This is a genomic window from Paracoccus sp. J55, from assembly GCF_000513975.1.
Classification (GTDB): Bacteria; Pseudomonadota; Alphaproteobacteria; order Rhodobacterales; family Rhodobacteraceae; genus Paracoccus.
On record NZ_AZVA01000011.1, the window covers coordinates 13,453 to 27,493 of the forward strand.

At 67.7% G+C, this 14,041-nt stretch carries 17 protein-coding genes and 1 pseudogene; 6 read left to right on the top strand and 12 right to left on the bottom strand.

The window, feature by feature from the left end; all coding sequences use genetic code 11:
- The first annotated feature begins 111 nt into the window (after window positions 1–111).
- From rfbC to rfbA, 4 genes are read left to right on the top strand one after another with little or no spacing between them, the layout of a single operon-like run.
- A complete protein-coding gene (gene rfbC, locus PARJ55_RS0111725; protein WP_028713220.1) occupies window positions 112–693 on the top strand; it encodes a dTDP-4-dehydrorhamnose 3,5-epimerase in 582 nt (193 codons plus the stop codon).
- The gene (rfbB, locus tag PARJ55_RS0111730) at window positions 690–1,727 is read left to right on the top strand and encodes a dTDP-glucose 4,6-dehydratase (RefSeq protein WP_028713221.1); all 1,038 of its coding nucleotides are present in this window, start codon (window positions 690–692) and stop codon (window positions 1,725–1,727) included. Before rfbC ends, rfbB begins: the two co-directional genes overlap by 4 nt.
- Window positions 1,724–2,575, top strand: a complete 852-nt coding sequence (gene rfbD, locus PARJ55_RS0111735) for a dTDP-4-dehydrorhamnose reductase (protein WP_028713222.1) — start codon at window positions 1,724–1,726, stop codon at window positions 2,573–2,575. The genes rfbB and rfbD overlap by 4 nt, the downstream gene beginning before the upstream one ends.
- On the top strand, window positions 2,572–3,465 hold the full coding sequence (gene rfbA / locus PARJ55_RS0111740; RefSeq protein ID WP_028713223.1) for a glucose-1-phosphate thymidylyltransferase RfbA: 894 nt from the start codon (window positions 2,572–2,574) through the stop codon (window positions 3,463–3,465). Before rfbD ends, rfbA begins: the two co-directional genes overlap by 4 nt.
- Window positions 3,466–4,415: 950 nt before the next feature.
- On the opposite strand, the pseudogene PARJ55_RS23325 reads toward rfbA, so the two are convergent.
- The 11 genes and pseudogenes from PARJ55_RS23325 to PARJ55_RS0111795 form a co-directional block, all read right to left on the bottom strand.
- Window positions 4,416–5,119, bottom strand: a pseudogene (locus tag PARJ55_RS23325) (IS5 family transposase).
- Window positions 5,120–5,323: 204 nt separating this feature from the next.
- Window positions 5,324–6,262: a glycosyltransferase gene (locus PARJ55_RS0111750; protein ID WP_028713224.1), complete on the bottom strand. Its 939-nt coding sequence runs from the start codon at window positions 6,260–6,262 to the stop codon at window positions 5,324–5,326.
- Window positions 6,263–6,334: 72 nt separating this feature from the next.
- On the bottom strand, window positions 6,335–6,871 hold the full coding sequence (locus tag PARJ55_RS0111755) for a hypothetical protein (protein ID WP_028713225.1): 537 nt from the start codon (window positions 6,869–6,871) through the stop codon (window positions 6,335–6,337).
- Between the two features lie 11 nt (window positions 6,872–6,882).
- Entirely contained in the window at window positions 6,883–7,635 is a 753-nt protein-coding gene (gene flgH, locus PARJ55_RS0111760; RefSeq protein WP_156929475.1) for a flagellar basal body L-ring protein FlgH, read from the bottom strand.
- 10 nt (window positions 7,636–7,645) lie between these two features.
- A complete protein-coding gene (flgA, locus tag PARJ55_RS0111765) occupies window positions 7,646–8,062 on the bottom strand; it encodes a flagellar basal body P-ring formation chaperone FlgA (protein WP_028713227.1) in 417 nt (138 codons plus the stop codon).
- Complete coding sequence (gene flgG, locus PARJ55_RS0111770; RefSeq protein ID WP_028713228.1) at window positions 8,062–8,847, bottom strand: flagellar basal-body rod protein FlgG; 786 nt, start codon at window positions 8,845–8,847, stop codon at window positions 8,062–8,064. Before flgG ends, flgA begins: the two co-directional genes overlap by 1 nt.
- Window positions 8,848–8,858: 11 nt before the next feature.
- Complete coding sequence (locus PARJ55_RS0111775) at window positions 8,859–9,575, bottom strand: flagellar hook-basal body complex protein (protein ID WP_028713229.1); 717 nt, start codon at window positions 9,573–9,575, stop codon at window positions 8,859–8,861.
- A gap of 3 nt (window positions 9,576–9,578) precedes the next feature.
- Window positions 9,579–9,845 (bottom strand): flagellar biosynthetic protein FliQ, encoded by a 267-nt coding sequence (locus PARJ55_RS0111780; protein ID WP_028713230.1) that lies wholly within the window; start codon window positions 9,843–9,845, stop codon window positions 9,579–9,581.
- 9 nt (window positions 9,846–9,854) lie between these two features.
- Window positions 9,855–10,133: a flagellar hook-basal body complex protein FliE gene (gene fliE, locus PARJ55_RS0111785; RefSeq protein ID WP_028713231.1), complete on the bottom strand. Its 279-nt coding sequence runs from the start codon at window positions 10,131–10,133 to the stop codon at window positions 9,855–9,857.
- A gap of 10 nt (window positions 10,134–10,143) precedes the next feature.
- On the bottom strand, window positions 10,144–10,536 hold the full coding sequence (gene flgC, locus PARJ55_RS0111790) for a flagellar basal body rod protein FlgC (protein WP_028713232.1): 393 nt from the start codon (window positions 10,534–10,536) through the stop codon (window positions 10,144–10,146).
- A gap of 11 nt (window positions 10,537–10,547) precedes the next feature.
- Complete coding sequence (locus PARJ55_RS0111795) at window positions 10,548–10,937, bottom strand: FlgB family protein (RefSeq protein WP_028713233.1); 390 nt, start codon at window positions 10,935–10,937, stop codon at window positions 10,548–10,550.
- A 108-nt stretch (window positions 10,938–11,045) separates the two neighbouring features.
- On the opposite strand from PARJ55_RS0111795, the gene PARJ55_RS0111800 reads away from it, so the two are divergent.
- Together PARJ55_RS0111800 and PARJ55_RS0111805 are read left to right on the top strand one after the other, a co-directional pair.
- Window positions 11,046–12,359, top strand: a complete 1,314-nt coding sequence (locus tag PARJ55_RS0111800; protein WP_028713234.1) for a FliI/YscN family ATPase — start codon at window positions 11,046–11,048, stop codon at window positions 12,357–12,359.
- A gap of 124 nt (window positions 12,360–12,483) precedes the next feature.
- Window positions 12,484–13,215: a Crp/Fnr family transcriptional regulator gene (locus PARJ55_RS0111805; RefSeq protein WP_051416247.1), complete on the top strand. Its 732-nt coding sequence runs from the start codon at window positions 12,484–12,486 to the stop codon at window positions 13,213–13,215.
- 3 nt (window positions 13,216–13,218) lie between these two features.
- On the opposite strand, the gene PARJ55_RS0111810 is transcribed toward PARJ55_RS0111805, so the two are convergent.
- On the bottom strand, window positions 13,219–14,040 hold the full coding sequence (locus PARJ55_RS0111810) for an extensin family protein (protein WP_028713236.1): 822 nt from the start codon (window positions 14,038–14,040) through the stop codon (window positions 13,219–13,221).
- Window position 14,041: the final 1 nt, after the last annotated feature.

Genomic DNA, 14,041 nt, shown 5'->3' on the forward strand with positions numbered 1-14,041 from the left:
CCGTGCATTTTAACGTCCGCAGGCATAGGTTGGCGCCGGGGGCGCGGCTTGTGCGCGTTCGGGAGTTCCTCCATACGCACCCTTGCGAGAAGCAAAATCTGGTAGGGACAGATGCAGATTCAAAAGACCTCGCTTCCGGGCGTGCTGGTCCTCGTTCCGCGGCGGTTCGGCGACGAGCGCGGCTTCTTCTGCGAAAGCTGGAACCGGCGGACCCTGCACGAGGCGGGGCTCGATCTGCCGGAATTCGTTCAGGATAATCATTCCTTATCCGCTGCGCCCGGCACGCTGCGGGGGCTGCATTTCCAGGCCCCGCCGCATGCGCAGGGCAAGCTGGTGCGCTGCGGACGCGGGCGGCTGTTCGACGTCGCGGTCGATATCCGCAGGGGCAGCCCGACCTATGGGCGATGGACCGGCTGCGAGCTGTCCTTCGAGAACGGCCGCCAGCTGTGGATTCCGCCTGGGTTCCTGCATGGTTTCGTGACGCGCGAGCCGGACACGGAAATCCTCTACAAATGTACAGATCATTACGCGCCGGATTGCGATGGGGCGGTGGCTTGGGACAGTATCGGCATCGACTGGGGCGTCGGCGCCCGGCCGATCCTGTCGGCCAAGGACGCGGACGCCCCGGCATTGGACGAGTTCGACAGCCCTTTCACCTATGAAGGGCCTTTTGATTACGAGGCGAGATTATGAAGATTCTGGTGACCGGCGGCGCGGGATTCATCGGTTCGGCGGTGGTGCGGCTGGCGGTGGCGCGGGGGCACCGGGTGGTGAACCTCGATTCGCTGACCTATGCCGCCAATCTCGAGAACGTCGCCCCGGTCGCCGGCAGCCCGCTCTATGCCTTCGAACGGGCCGACATCCGCGACCGCGCGGCGCTGGACCGCATCCTGGCCGCGCACCGGCCCGACGCGATCATGCATCTGGCCGCGGAAAGCCATGTGGACCGCTCGATCGACGGGCCGGGCGCCTTCATCGAGACGAACGTGACCGGCACCTACAACCTGCTTGAGGCGGCGCGGGCCTGGTGGACCGCGCAGGGCCGGCCCGAGGGGTTCCGCTTTCACCACATCTCGACCGACGAGGTTTTCGGCTCGCTGGGCGAGACCGGCCAGTTCACCGAAGACACGCCCTACGACCCGCGCAGCCCCTATTCGGCCTCGAAAGCCGCCTCGGACCATCTGGTCCGCGCCTGGCACGAGACCTATGGCCTGCCGGTGGTGCTGACCAATTGCTCCAACAATTACGGGCCCTTCCACTTCCCGGAAAAGCTGGTGCCGGTGGTGATCCTGAACGCGCTGCACGGCCGGCCGATCCCGGTCTATGGCGACGGCGGCAATATCCGCGACTGGCTTTATGTCGAGGATCACGCCGACGCGCTGCTGCTGGTGCTGGAAAAGGGCCGCATCGGCCGCAGCTACAATATCGGCGGCGAGAACGAGGCCAGGAACATCGACCTCGTGCGAACCATCTGCGGACATATGGACCGGCTGCGCCCGGATGCCGCGCCGCATGACCGGCTGATCCGCTTCGTCGCCGACCGTCCGGGCCACGACCGGCGCTATGCCATCGACCCGACCCGCATCCGCACCGAGCTGGGCTGGCGTCCCTCGGTCACGGTCGAGGAGGGGCTGGCCCGCACCGTCGAATGGTATCTGCAAAACGAGGAGTGGTGGCGGCCGCTGCTGACCCGGCAGGGGGTCGGGGAAAGGCTCGGCACGGCATGAAGGACCTTCTGGTCTTCGGCCGCACCGGACAGGTCGCGACCGAGCTGGCGCGGCTGGCGCCCGGGGCGCGATTCCTCGGCCGCGACCAGGCCGATCTGACCGATCCCGCCGCCTGCGCCGCGGCGATCCGGGCATCAGACTGTGCGGCGGTGCTGAACGCCGCGGCCTATACCGCCGTGGACCGCGCCGAATCCGAGCCCGACCTGGCCCGCGCCGTCAATGCCGAGGCGCCCGCCGCCATGGCCCGGGCGGCAGTGGAACGGGGCGTGCCCTTCCTGCATCTCTCGACCGACTACGTCTTCGACGGCTCGGGCGAGCGGCCCTGGTCCGAGACCGATCCCACCGGCCCGCTGGGCGTCTATGGCGCGACCAAGCTGGCCGGAGAGCGCGGCATCGCCGCCGCCGGCGGGCAATGGGCGGTGCTGCGCACCTCCTGGGTGTTCTCGGCCCATGGCGCGAATTTCGTCAGGACCATGCTGCGGCTGGGCGCCGAGCGCGACGAGCTGCGCGTCGTCGCCGACCAGCAGGGCGGACCGACCCCGGCGGCCGACATCGCTGCCGCCGGCCTGACCATGCTGGACGCCATGCGGGCCGATGCGGCGCGCGGCGGCCTCTATCACTTCGCCGGGGCGCCCGACACCAGCTGGGCCGGCTTCGCGCGCGAGATCATGGCGCAGGCGGGCCTCTCCTGCCGCGTCACCGGGATTTCCACGGCGGACTATCCCACCCCCGCCCGACGCCCGGCCAATTCGCGCCTGGATTGCGCCGCCATTCTGCGGGATTTCGGCATCAGTCGCCCCGACTGGCGCGCCGGTCTCGCCAAGGTCTTGCAGGAGCTGAAACCATGACCCAATCCGAAACTCCCGCCAGCCGCCGCAAGGGCATCATTCTGGCCGGCGGGTCGGGCACGCGGCTTTATCCGATCACCATGGGCGTGTCGAAACAGCTGCTGCCGATCTATGACAAGCCGATGGTCTATTACCCGATCACCGTGCTGATGCTGTCCGGCATCCGCAAGATCGCCATCATCACCACGCCCGAGGATCAGGACCAGTTCCGCCGGTTGCTGGGCGACGGCAGCCAATGGGGGCTCAGCTTCCATTATCTGGTGCAGCCCTCGCCCGACGGGCTGGCCCAGGCCTATCTGCTGGCCGAGGATTTCCTGGCCGGCAGCCCCTCGGCCATGGTGCTGGGCGATAACATCTTCTTCGGCCATGGCCTGCCGCTGCTGCTGGAGGCCGCGGACCGCCGGATCCAGGGCGGCACGGTGTTCGGCTATCGCGTCGCCGACCCCGAACGCTATGGGGTGGTGGCCTTTGACGAGCAGGGCAGGGCCAGCGCGATCATCGAAAAGCCCGAGGTTCCGCCCTCGGATTACGCGGTGACCGGGCTTTATTTCCTGGACGGCAGCGCACCCGCCCGCGCGCGCGAGGTGCGGCCCTCGGCCCGGGGCGAGCTGGAGATCACGACGCTGTTGGAAACCTATCTGCACGAGGGCAGCCTGACGGTCGAGCGCATGGGGCGCGGCTTCGCCTGGCTTGACACCGGCACCCATGCCAGCCTGCTGGATGCCGGCAATTTCGTGCGCACGCTGGAGCAGCGCCAGGGGCTGCAGACCGGCTGCCCGGAAGAGATCGCCTATAGCCAGGGCTGGATTGATGCCGAGCGGCTGCGCGATCAGGCGCGCAAGTTCTCCAAGAACCAGTACGGCAACTATCTTGCGCGGCTGCTGAGCTGAAGCGCAGGCCCGCGACGCAGGACCCCGCCCCGTTCCTTGCCCGCTCTGCTTCCGGCAGGCGTATCCTGACGGCTATGTTCCGGGCGCGCGGCCGGCCCCGGTTTCGCGCGGGCGCGCTCAGGCGGGGTGCGGTCTTGGCGTGGCGCGGGCGTGGCGCGGGACGGAGCATGGCTGGCGATGCGCCCGGTGCCCGCTTCACCGCCACCTTTGCCTGGTCGGCCGGCTTTCTGTGCCCCCGACCTGGGCAGCCCGGATATCGCGCCGCAAGGACCCGGCGTGCTATGCCACGTTGGGGGCTTCTCGCCTGCCGCCTTCTCCGCGCCAGATATCTGCACATCATGAAAATAGGTCTAGAATGAAAGCACAGCCTGCGCGTCGCGGCTTCGAAGGCCTTGGATGATTCAACCTAGCGAATGGCTTGCTGCGCCAGCGAAGCGCCCGCCTCTGGAACCCCACGTTCGCTGGTCCTTGTATGCCGAAAGCTTGTAGGAAATCACGACGATGCATCGGGCTGCGGCACTCGGCATGCCGCGCCCGTGGCCGAGCCAGGCATGGTCATGGTGACGCGACCGGTGCCCGCTGCAGGCGGCCGGCCTGCATTGTCAGCATGGCTCTCCCGCTCCGTTGCAGGAGCAGTGAGGCGCCCGCGAGGCTTAGCCCCGTGGAACTCTTGCTTCCAGGATCGTAGCTTTCCTCTGACGGCCTCTGCCGCATTTGGCTATCGCGGACTGCCGCCCCGAAGCCGATCAGGTCGAGAATCAATACCGCAGTAGTCCGGCAAGGTCGGGCCTTCCGTGCCGATTCGATCATGCAAGTCCGCCGCAGCTATCCGCCACGATTGCCTGCCCGGCTGGTCGGGTCGGGTTGTTCCTGGCCGTCTTCGGGGCATTCGCCCGTGCAGCGTGACGAACCGCCTTGCTGGCCGGGCTGCCCCTAGTCTTAATCGACATTCATCGCATCCAGATCATAGCAACGGCGAGATGGATGAATGCGAGGAAGTGTCTTGCGAGGCGGTCGTATCTGGTTGCGAAGCGCCAGAAGTGCTTGAGCTTGTTGAAGCAGCGCTCAATGCGGTTGCGTAGTCTGTACGCGGCAAGGTCGCGGGGGGACAGCTGCGGGTAGGGTTGCAAGGGATGACCGCTTCGGCTCCCATCTGGCTGATGATTGCCCTTAACCAATTGGCGTCATAGGCTTTACCGGCCAGAACAGCCTTGGCATTGAAGCCTTCGAGCAAAGCGGCCGCCGTTGTGATGCGCCTGCCTGACCGGGCGTGAGAATGAAGCGCAACGGTCTGCTGAGCCTGTCGGCGAGCATATGGACCTTAGTGGTCAATCCTCCCCGGGAGCGCCCCAGAGCCTGGTTCCGATCCCCCTTTTTTCGGTCGCCGCCTGCTGGTGGGCGCGGACCGGAGCGGTGTCCAGCATCAGGGACTTGTTGTTGCGATCCTTGATCAACGAGGCGAAGACCTTCTCCCCGCCCCCTCGGCCCAGCGGGAAAAGCGCTTGTGGACGCTCCTGCACTTGCCGTAGCGTTGGGGTAGATCGCGCCAATGCGCGCCTGATCGTAGAACCCGGAAAACACCGTTCACACACAAACGATTATCCGTTCCAGTGCGGCCGGGATCACCAGCCGTCCCCGCCAGCAGGGGCGCTATTCGCCCCCACTACGCCTCGACTCATAGCGTTTGGTGTCCATCTCAAGCGCCGTGACAAATCACGGAGCCCTATGAATCAGACATCAAGCCAAAACGGAATCCTGAATGTCGATCCGTCCTAGGGCACGGCCCCTGCCTGTGCCCGAAGAGTTTCGGCGCGAGGGAGGGGAAAGACGTCCGGCCTTTGCGCTGAACCCGCAGGCCCTAGCGATTCGGCCGGCGCAAGCGTCCAGCCAAGGCGGCGGCGAGAACGGCCAGCGTGCCCGCCCGCGTCTGTCGGTAAAGCCGCATGCGCAAGATTTCGGCGAAGGCCCGCGGACCGCTGGAGCATAGCATGTCGCCAAAGCGGTGCAGCAGGCGCCGGTTCGAGGGCAGAAGCAGATGAGCGACCGGTTCCAGGGCCTGCTGGTTGCGAAAGAGCCAGTCGGCGAAGCGGCCGTCCATCAGCATCGAGACCCGCGCGGCGCGGGCCCGCGCGGTATCGTTGCGCCCCATCAGATTGCCCGGGTGCTGGCGGTAGAGCAGCACCTGGGCCCGGTCCCGCATGATTTCGGCGCCGGCGCCCGACAGCAGTTGATAGGCCCACCAGTCATGCGAGACGATGTCGGCGCTTTCGGCGGCGGGCGCGGCGGATTGCAAAAGCCGCACCGCCGCGCCATTGGCAAGGATGGTGTTCCCCGGCAGGCAGGCCTGGATCAGCGCATTGCGAAACCCGAAAGGCCCGGGAAAATGCGGCGCCGCTGCGACGGGGTTGAGCGCCTCGTCGCAGATCGTGGTCCGGGCCGCGTAGATCGCCGGGCCTTGCCGGCCGGTCAGGAAGGACACGCCCCGCGCCAGCCGGTCGGGCAGCCAGACATCGTCCTGGTCGGCATAGGCCAGCCAGCCGCCGCGCTCGACGCGGCGCGTCAGCTGCAGGAAGTTCCGCGTCGAGCCCAGCCCGGGCCCGTCGATCAGCTCGACTTGGCCCGCCGGGCGGGTTCGGGCGAAATCCGACACCATCTGCCGCGTGCCGTCCGTCGAGCCGTCGTCCGAGACGATCAGCCGCCAGTTCGCGACGCTTTGCGCGACCAGGCTGTCCAGCTGGGGACGGATGAAGCGCCCTCCGTTATAGCTGGCCATGACGATGGTGATCGGCGGGTGCAACTCGGTCTCCGGTCTCGGTGCGCCTTACCTATAGCGACCCCGGGCCGCGGACCAGAGGGGCAGATGCGAGGGTCATTGCGCCTGCCGGCCGATATCCTCGATCAGGATGCGCTTCACATTCGGACCCGCGGCCTTCTGTCCGGCGGCCAGCAGGGCCGCGCGCAGCCGCTGCAGCGCCGGTTCGGCGGTGAAATTGCCATCGAAACCGCCGGTATTGGCTTCGATCATCAGCGCATTCAGCAACGCGTCGCGCAACCGGTGTTCTTGGGCCTCGATATCGGAGCGGGCCGTGGCGGGCATCTCGATGCTCAGCGACAGGATCATCACCGCCGTGGGGGTGCCGTTGCGCAGGATCGGCACGAAGAACTGGTTCGGAAACTTGAACCAATCCAGGCTCGCACCGCTTTCCGCGCCGCCGCCATGGCCGCCCTCGGCCGCCGCCGAGGCGTTGGGGGCATGCGCTCCGCCGGCTTCCGCCACGGTTTCGGTATCGGCGCCCGGCTTCGCCTCGGCTTTCCCGGCGGCCTTTCCGCCGCCGAGCATGTCGCCCCCCACCGAGCCGCCGACGAAGGCCAGCAGGGGGATCAGGATAAGCAGGATCTTCTTCACGGCCTTCCCCCTCAATACGGCAGGAGGATATCGGCGATCTGCTGGCCATAGCGCGGCTGCTGAACATCGCTGATCTGCCCGCGTCCGCCATAGGAAATGCGCGCCCCGGCGATGCGGTCATAGGCGATCTCGTTGCGCCGCCCGATATCCGAGGGGCGCACGAAGCCGCTGACGGTCAGCTCGCGGACCTCATAGTTCACCCGGACCTCCTGGGTGCCCTGGATTTTCAGGACGCCATTGGGCAGGCGATCGACGACCGTGGCGGCGACGCGCAGGGTCAGCTTGTCCCGCCGCGAGATATTGCCGCTGCCCTTGAAGCTGGAGGAGGCCTTGGCCTCGGCCAGTTCGTCCATGCTGGCGCCGTCGGGCAGGATCTCGTCGATGCGCTGCGGCAGGCCCATCAGCGAGGGGATGCTGACCTTGTCGGCCGAGCTGCGGCTGCGCCCCGAGCTGTTCTGGATCTCGGCCCGGTCGTCGATCTCGATGACCACGGTCAGGATGTCGCCGCGGCTGGTGGCGCGCCGGTCCGCGACCAGCGAATTCTGCGCGCCGGACCAAAGCGAGGCCGTGCTGTCCGGCCGGTCGGGAAGCGTGCCGATGCCGTAGCCCGAGGAAGTCATGGCCTGGAACTCGACGCTGCTTTCGGGTTCGGTCATGGCGGGAACCCGGCCGACCTGCGAGACCCGGCCGCAGGCCGAAAGCGACAGGGCCAGCGACAGGGCGCCAAGCAGGAGGACGGGGCGGGGATGCATGTTCTGGGGCATGGAATGACTTTCAGTTTTGCTGGACGATGACCGTCCCGTCCGGGGCGACGCGCCCCGAGACGGTCACGCGCGACGCGTTGTTCATCACGCGGATGATCTGCCCGACGCTGCCGGCCGAAAGCGCGCGGCCCTCGGCCTCGATGCGCAGGGAGGAGCTCTCGTAGGCGATGGTGACGATCTGATTGCGGCCGACAAGGGTCGGCGCGGTCAGGGCCGAGGGGTCGATGCGCCGTCCCTGATAAACCATGACGCGCAGCTGCTGGCCCAGCACCTGCGCGATGTCCTGGGGCCCGCCCGCCTGTCCCTCGGCGATGGTCACATCCGCGGCCGAGATCACGGTGCCGGCCGGCAGGGTTCGCGTGGCCACCACCGGCCCGGCAAGCGCCCAATGCGGCAGAAAGGCGAGCGCGAGGACAAGCAGCCGCATCACCGCACCTGCACCGTGGTGCCGAGCATCTGGTCCGCCGCGGTGATCACCTTGGAGTTCAGCTCATAGCCGCGCTGCGCCTTGATCAGTTCGGCGATCTCGCGCACGGGATCGACCGAGCTTTCCTCGAGGTAGCCGGCGCGGATCGTGCCCAGCCCCTCCTGGCCCGGCGTGGCGACCTGCGGGGCGCCCGAAGCGACGGTTTCCAGGAACAGGTTCGAGCCGATCGCCTCGAGCCCCTTTTCGTTGATGAAGCTGGCCAGCGTGATCTGGCCGAGGTTTTCGGGTTCGACGCGGTCGTTGAAATAGGCGAAGACCTCGCCATCGGCATTGATCGAGATGCTGCGGGCGTCCTCGGGGATGGTGATGTCGGGGACTAGCGGATAGCCCTCCGAAGTGACGACCTGCCCCTCGGCCGAGCGTTTGAGGCTGCCGTCCCGGGTATAGGCCGAGATGCCCGAAGGCATCGTGACCTCGAGATAGCCGCTGCCGTCGATGGCGATGTCCAGATCGCCGTTGGTCTGGGTCAGCGAACCCTGCGCCAGCATGACCGTGACGCTGGCCGGGCGCACGCCCAGGCCAAGCTGGATGCCCGCCGGCACCATGGCCCCGGTGGTCGCGGTCAGGGTGCCCGGCCGGGTGGCCTGCTGATATTGCATATCGGCGAATTCCGCGCGCCGGGCGTTGTAGCCCGTGGTGGACATGTTGGCGAGGTTGTTCGAGATGACCTCGACGCGCATCTGCTGCGCGCTCATGCCGGTCGCCGCGATCTGAAGAGCTCTCATGTTCTGTCCTTTCACCGGGTCAGGGAGGTGATGGCCTGGCGGATGCGCTGGTCTTCCTGGTCAAGGAAGCTCTGGCCCAGTTGATAGGCGCGCTGGACCTCGATCATGCGCGCGATCTCCAGCACCGGATCGACGTTGGAATCCTCGAGGAAACCCTGGCGCAGCACCGCGTCGTCAAGCGGCTCGACCGCGCCGCCCGGATCGAAGAGCGTGCCGGCCTCGTGCCGCAGCTTCGACGGCTCGGGACCGGCAAAGACGCCGATGCGCCCGATCGGATTGCCGTCGGCCGAGACGGTGCCATCCGTGCCGATGCCGATGCCGCGGACCCCCGCCGGGATCACGATCGGGGCCTGGCCGTCATCGAGCAGCTGGTAGCCGTCGGGATTGACCAGCTCGCCCTCGGCATTGGTCATGAAGGCGCCGGCGCGGGTCAGGCGGTTGCCCTGCGGCGTCTGCACCATCAGGAAGCCCTCGCCGTCGATGGCCATGTCGAACTGGCCGTTGGTCTGGGTCATGCCGCCGGGACTGAGATCGACCATGCGACCACGGCCGTTGGCCATGGCCAGCGTTTCCCCGCGGCGATCAAGCGGCACCATGTATTCCGAAAACACCACCCCCTCGCGGCGGAAGCCCGCGGTGTCGGCATTGGCGATGTTGTTGGCGACGGTGCGCATCTCGCGCATCAGGCCGGATTGCCGGGTCAGGGCGGCATAGATCGCGTTGTCCATGGCCTAGGACCCCGCGATCTGCGGCAGGATCTGGTCGGTGAAGAAGCTGGTGAGCGTCGCGGTCATGAAGCTCATGCTGACCCAGAACACCATCAGCATCAGGCCGATCTTGGGCACGAAGGTCAGCGTCATCTCCTGCACCGAGGTCAGGGCCTGGAACAGGCCGATGACCACGCCGGTGACCAGCGCCACGATCAGCAGCGGCGCGGCCATGCGCACGGCGATCCACAGCGCCTGCCGGGTCAGGTCGAAGATCAGGTTCTCGTCCATGGTTCCCCCTCAGACCGGCATGCGCAGGATTTCCTGATAGGCCTCGACCACCTTGTCGCGGATGGCGACCACGGTCTCGAGCGCGATCTCGGCCTGGGCGATGCTCTGGACCAGCTCATGCGTGTCGGCCTTGCCCGTCATGGCGCCGGTGGCGGCGATATCGACCTGCTCCATCACCCGGGCGAAGTCCGAGGCGGCGGCGGTCACGCCCTGGGGCAGGCCATCGGCCGGCGCGACGGCATGGCGGGCATGGTCGTAGGCGGTTGCGGCGAATGTCGATGAAATCATGGCGGTTCCCCTAGCGGCGGATCAGATCCAGCAGGGCGCTGCCCATCTGGCGGGACTGTTCAAAGACGCGCAGATTGGCCTCGTAGCTGCGGCCAGCCTCTTTCGCGTCGGCGATCTCGATGATCAGGTCCACGTTGGAGCCCGAATAATAGCCTTCGTCATCGGCCATCGGATGGGCCGGGTCGTAGATGCGCGGCAGTTCGCGCCGGTCGAAACGCGTCGGGCCGGCCGCGACGGCGCCGGTCCGCCGGCCGAAATCGACCTGCTCCTGGAAGGCGACGACCTTGCGGCGATAGCCGGGCGTGTCGGCATTGGCGATGTTTTCCGAGATATGGCGCAGGCGCACCGCCTGCGACCGCATCCCCGAGGCGGCGAGTTCGACTGCGGAAAGCGAATCGGTCATCTGCGCATCCCCTAGCCGCGGCGGCCGAGGCTGGTGCGAATCAGCCCGAGCGAGGATTTCGTCACCGCCAGAGAGAGATCGAATTCGCGCTTTGCCGCCGCGCTGCGAAAGATCTCCTCTTCCAGCGAAACGGTGTTGCCGTTGGGCGACGGCTCGCCGCCGTCGTCCAGGACGCGGCCCTTGTCATTGCCCCAGCCGACGCCGGTGAGGTGCCCCGGCCGCGAGGCGCGCATGCCCTCGGTGACATGCGTGCGATAGGTCTCGGCGAAGCCCGCAAGATCGCGCGAGCGAAAGCCGGGCGTGTCGGCATTGGCGACGTTCCGGGCGATCAGCTTTTGCCGTTCGGCCGCGTGGGCCGTCAGGGAACTGGCCATCCGCAAGGTATCGATCCGGTCAAACATCGAGGCGTCTCCTCAGGTTCCGATAAACCCGGTCTTAACCTCAACAGGTTTAGAAACCCTTTCGAGGCGGTGGCGCCGGCGGGAAAAAACGAGGTCGGAATGGATAAAATGCAATCTATCGCGTCGCGGATGCGGCGGGTCCGCATGACCCGGCATTTCGGGCAGGTCGGCGCCATCCAGGCCGGTCTGATCCTGGCGGGCGGGCTGAACAGCCATGCGTCCCTTGGAGATCGAGTCGTATTTTCAATGCGTTCCGGGGAAGTCCTCGGCGGAGAAATTGTCGCCCTGCATGAGGATCGGGCGGCGATCCTGCCCGAGGGGCCGATGGACGGGCTGTCGATCGGCACAAGGGTCGAGCTGGTCTTTGCGCCCTCGCTGGCGCCGGCGAATGCCTGGGTGGGGCGAATCATCGACCCCTTCGGCAGGCCGCTGGACGGGCGCCCCCTGGTCGCGGGCGGGGAAGAGCGCGGCTTTCGTCCTGCCCCGCCGCCGGCCGCCCTGCGCAACCGGCTGGGCGGGCGGCTCGATACCGGGCTTGCGGTCTTCGACACCATCCTGCCTTTGGTGCGCGGCCAGCGGATGGGGCTGTTTGCGGGTTCGGGCGTCGGCAAGTCCACGCTGCTTTCCGCGCTGGCCAAGGGGGTCTCGGCCGATGTGGTGGTGATCGCGCTGGTGGGCGAGCGCGGGCGCGAGCTGCGCGAATTCGTCGAGGAGACGCTGGGCGAGGAGGGCATGGCGCGCTCGGTGGTGGTGGCGGCGACTTCGGACCAGTCGCCGCTGATGCGACGGCGCTGCGCCTGGGCGGCGATGACGGTGGCCGAGCATTTCCGCGATCAGGGCCGGCACGTGCTGTTCCTGGCCGATTCGATCACCCGCTTCGCCGAGGCGCATCGCGAGATCGCGCTGGCGGCGGGGGAAAGCCCTAGCTATCGCGGCTTTCCCCCCTCGACCTCGCATCTGATCATGTCGCTGGCCGAACGCTCGGGGCCGGGGCCCGAGGGTGCGGGCGACATCACCGCGATCTTCAGCGTGCTTGTCGCGGGCTCGGACATGGAGGAGCCGGTGGCCGACATCCTGCGCGGCGTGCTGGACGGCCATGTCGTGCTGGACCGCGCCATCGCCGAGCGCGGCCGGTTTCCGGCGGTGGACGTGCTGCGCTCGGTCTCGCGCTCCCTGCCGCAGGCGGCGACGCCGGCCGAGAACGCGCTGATCGCGCGGGCGCGGGCGATGCTGGGCACCTATGCCGAATCCGAACTGATGATCCGCGCCGGGCTTTATTCCCCGGGCACCGACGCCCGGCTGGACGAGGCGGTGCGGCTCTATCCGGCGCTGGACCAGTTCTTCACCCGGTCAAGCCGCGATGCGAAGCACAGCTTCGCGCTTCTGGCCGAGGCGGTGGGCGCGCCGGCAAGGGCGGCCTGAGCCGAAAGAAGTCTATGAATCCGGCAAGGTTATGGCATGATTGATGAATGTTAACCTGTGACCCGAGGTCATTGCACCGCCGCCGTCGAGTTGACACTCTCCCGCGGTCGAGCCGAGGAGCGTCATGGCCATCACCGAATATTTCGTCCGCTACCTGCAGCGAAGGGACCTGCTTTCCGAATCCGACATCGCCTGTCTTCGGGCGATTCCGACCACGCATGCCTGTTTTCGCCCGGGCGAGGTGATCGTGCCCCGGGGGCGGCTGGCGACGCGCAGCTGCATGATGCTGCGCGGCATGGCGGCGCGCCAGCACGAACTGACCGGCCGGCCGGGCGAGCGGGTGATCACCGCCCTGCATGTGCCGGGCGATTTCGTCGATCTGCACGGCTTCGTGCTGGCCGGGCTGGAGCATGACGTGATCTCGGTCGGCGAATCCGAGGTCGAATTCGTCGATCATGCCTCCCTGCGGGAGGTCACGCAGCATTTCCCGCATCTGACGCGGCTCTTGTGGATGTCCACGGTGATCGATGCGGCGATCCATCGGCAATGGCTGGTCGCGGCGGCCTCGCTGCGCTCCAGCGCGCATCTGGCGCATCTGCTGTGCGAACTCTACACCCGGCTCGCCAGTGTCGGCGCGGCGCAGAACCACCGCTTCACCCTGCCGCTGCTGCAGAAAGAGCTGGCCGACATCCTGGGCTATACGCCGATCCATGTGAACCGTGCGGTGCGCGACCTGCGCGCCGGCGGGCTGATCCGCTGGAACGGCGGCGAGGTCGAGATCCTCGACTGGGCGGGTCTGGCGCGGCTGGCGCGGTTCGATCCGGAATATCTGGAGCTGGACCGGGTCCGGCGCTAGCGCCTATTGGCACAGCCGAAAGCCGCCGCGCCGGGCCTTGATGTCCAGGTGCAGGTGGTTGTCATGCGCCGCATTGGCGCCGGGTCCGAGGACGGTGGTGAAATGCAGGCAGGCCGTGCCGCGTACCGCGCGCTGGAAGGCTTCCTGCAGGTCGCCGCTGTCCTGGCGCGGCTCGACGGCGAGACGCGTGCCGTCCTCGAAGCGGAAGGCGGCAATGTCGAAGGCATTGCCGAAGGCGTGTTCGGACAGGGTCTCGCCCGCATTCCCGACCGTGGGCCGGCATTGATAGGTCGAGCCCGGCTCCAGCGCGACCAGCCGCGGCTGGCCCGGCAGCATGGCCGCGGCTGGCCGCACGAAATCGCGCAGCCAATGCGCCAGATGCCGCGCCGTATCGCAGCGCATGGGGGCACCGCCCGGGATCTCGATGCCGGGCAGCGGCTGGCGCAGCAGGATCGGCCGGTCGATGCCGCAATCGCGCTGTTCGGGGTCGAGGATAGGCGGCGCTTCGCTGAAATCGGCGCCCAGCAGGGTCAGCTCCAGCAGGCAGGCGGAATAGGCGAAATCGCTTTCCCGCAGTGTGGCGCGGATCGGCGGGGCCGGAGGGCCGGCCCTCTCGGATTGCTCGTCCTCGGCGGGCGGTTCCTGGGGCCGGGGCGCGGGTTCGGCGGTGGTTGCGGGCTCTGCCGGGGCGGCTTCATGGTCGGGGCGCGGGGCGGGGCGGTCCTCGGCCGGGCGGCCGGGACGCGGAACCGGCGCCTCCTCGGCCGGGGCCTGGCCCGGCAGCGCGGTCAGCAGCACCGTCAGCCCCGCCAGCAGCCCGCGCATC

Bases quoted from the DNA above. Each gene is read 5' to 3' on its own strand.
- rfbC (WP_028713220.1), top strand. From the start codon at position 112: ATGCAGATTCAAAAGACCTCGCTTCCGGGCGTGCTGGTCCTCGTTCCG.
- rfbB (WP_028713221.1), top strand. From the start codon at position 690: ATGAAGATTCTGGTGACCGGCGGCGCGGGATTCATCGGTTCGGCGGTG.
- rfbD (WP_028713222.1), top strand. From the start codon at position 1,724: ATGAAGGACCTTCTGGTCTTCGGCCGCACCGGACAGGTCGCGACCGAG.
- rfbA (WP_028713223.1), top strand. From the start codon at position 2,572: ATGACCCAATCCGAAACTCCCGCCAGCCGCCGCAAGGGCATCATTCTG.
- flgH (WP_156929475.1), bottom strand. From the start codon at position 7,635: ATGCCCCAGAACATGCATCCCCGCCCCGTCCTCCTGCTTGGCGCCCTG.
- flgA (WP_028713227.1), bottom strand. From the start codon at position 8,062: ATGCGGCTGCTTGTCCTCGCGCTCGCCTTTCTGCCGCATTGGGCGCTT.
- flgG (WP_028713228.1), bottom strand. From the start codon at position 8,847: ATGAGAGCTCTTCAGATCGCGGCGACCGGCATGAGCGCGCAGCAGATG.
- PARJ55_RS0111775 (WP_028713229.1), bottom strand. From the start codon at position 9,575: ATGGACAACGCGATCTATGCCGCCCTGACCCGGCAATCCGGCCTGATG.
- PARJ55_RS0111780 (WP_028713230.1), bottom strand. From the start codon at position 9,845: ATGGACGAGAACCTGATCTTCGACCTGACCCGGCAGGCGCTGTGGATC.
- fliE (WP_028713231.1), bottom strand. From the start codon at position 10,133: ATGATTTCATCGACATTCGCCGCAACCGCCTACGACCATGCCCGCCAT.
- flgC (WP_028713232.1), bottom strand. From the start codon at position 10,536: ATGACCGATTCGCTTTCCGCAGTCGAACTCGCCGCCTCGGGGATGCGG.
- PARJ55_RS0111795 (WP_028713233.1), bottom strand. From the start codon at position 10,937: ATGTTTGACCGGATCGATACCTTGCGGATGGCCAGTTCCCTGACGGCC.
- PARJ55_RS0111800 (WP_028713234.1), top strand. From the start codon at position 11,046: ATGCAATCTATCGCGTCGCGGATGCGGCGGGTCCGCATGACCCGGCAT.
- PARJ55_RS0111805 (WP_051416247.1), top strand. From the start codon at position 12,484: ATGGCCATCACCGAATATTTCGTCCGCTACCTGCAGCGAAGGGACCTG.
- PARJ55_RS0111810 (WP_028713236.1), bottom strand. From the start codon at position 14,040: ATGCGCGGGCTGCTGGCGGGGCTGACGGTGCTGCTGACCGCGCTGCCG.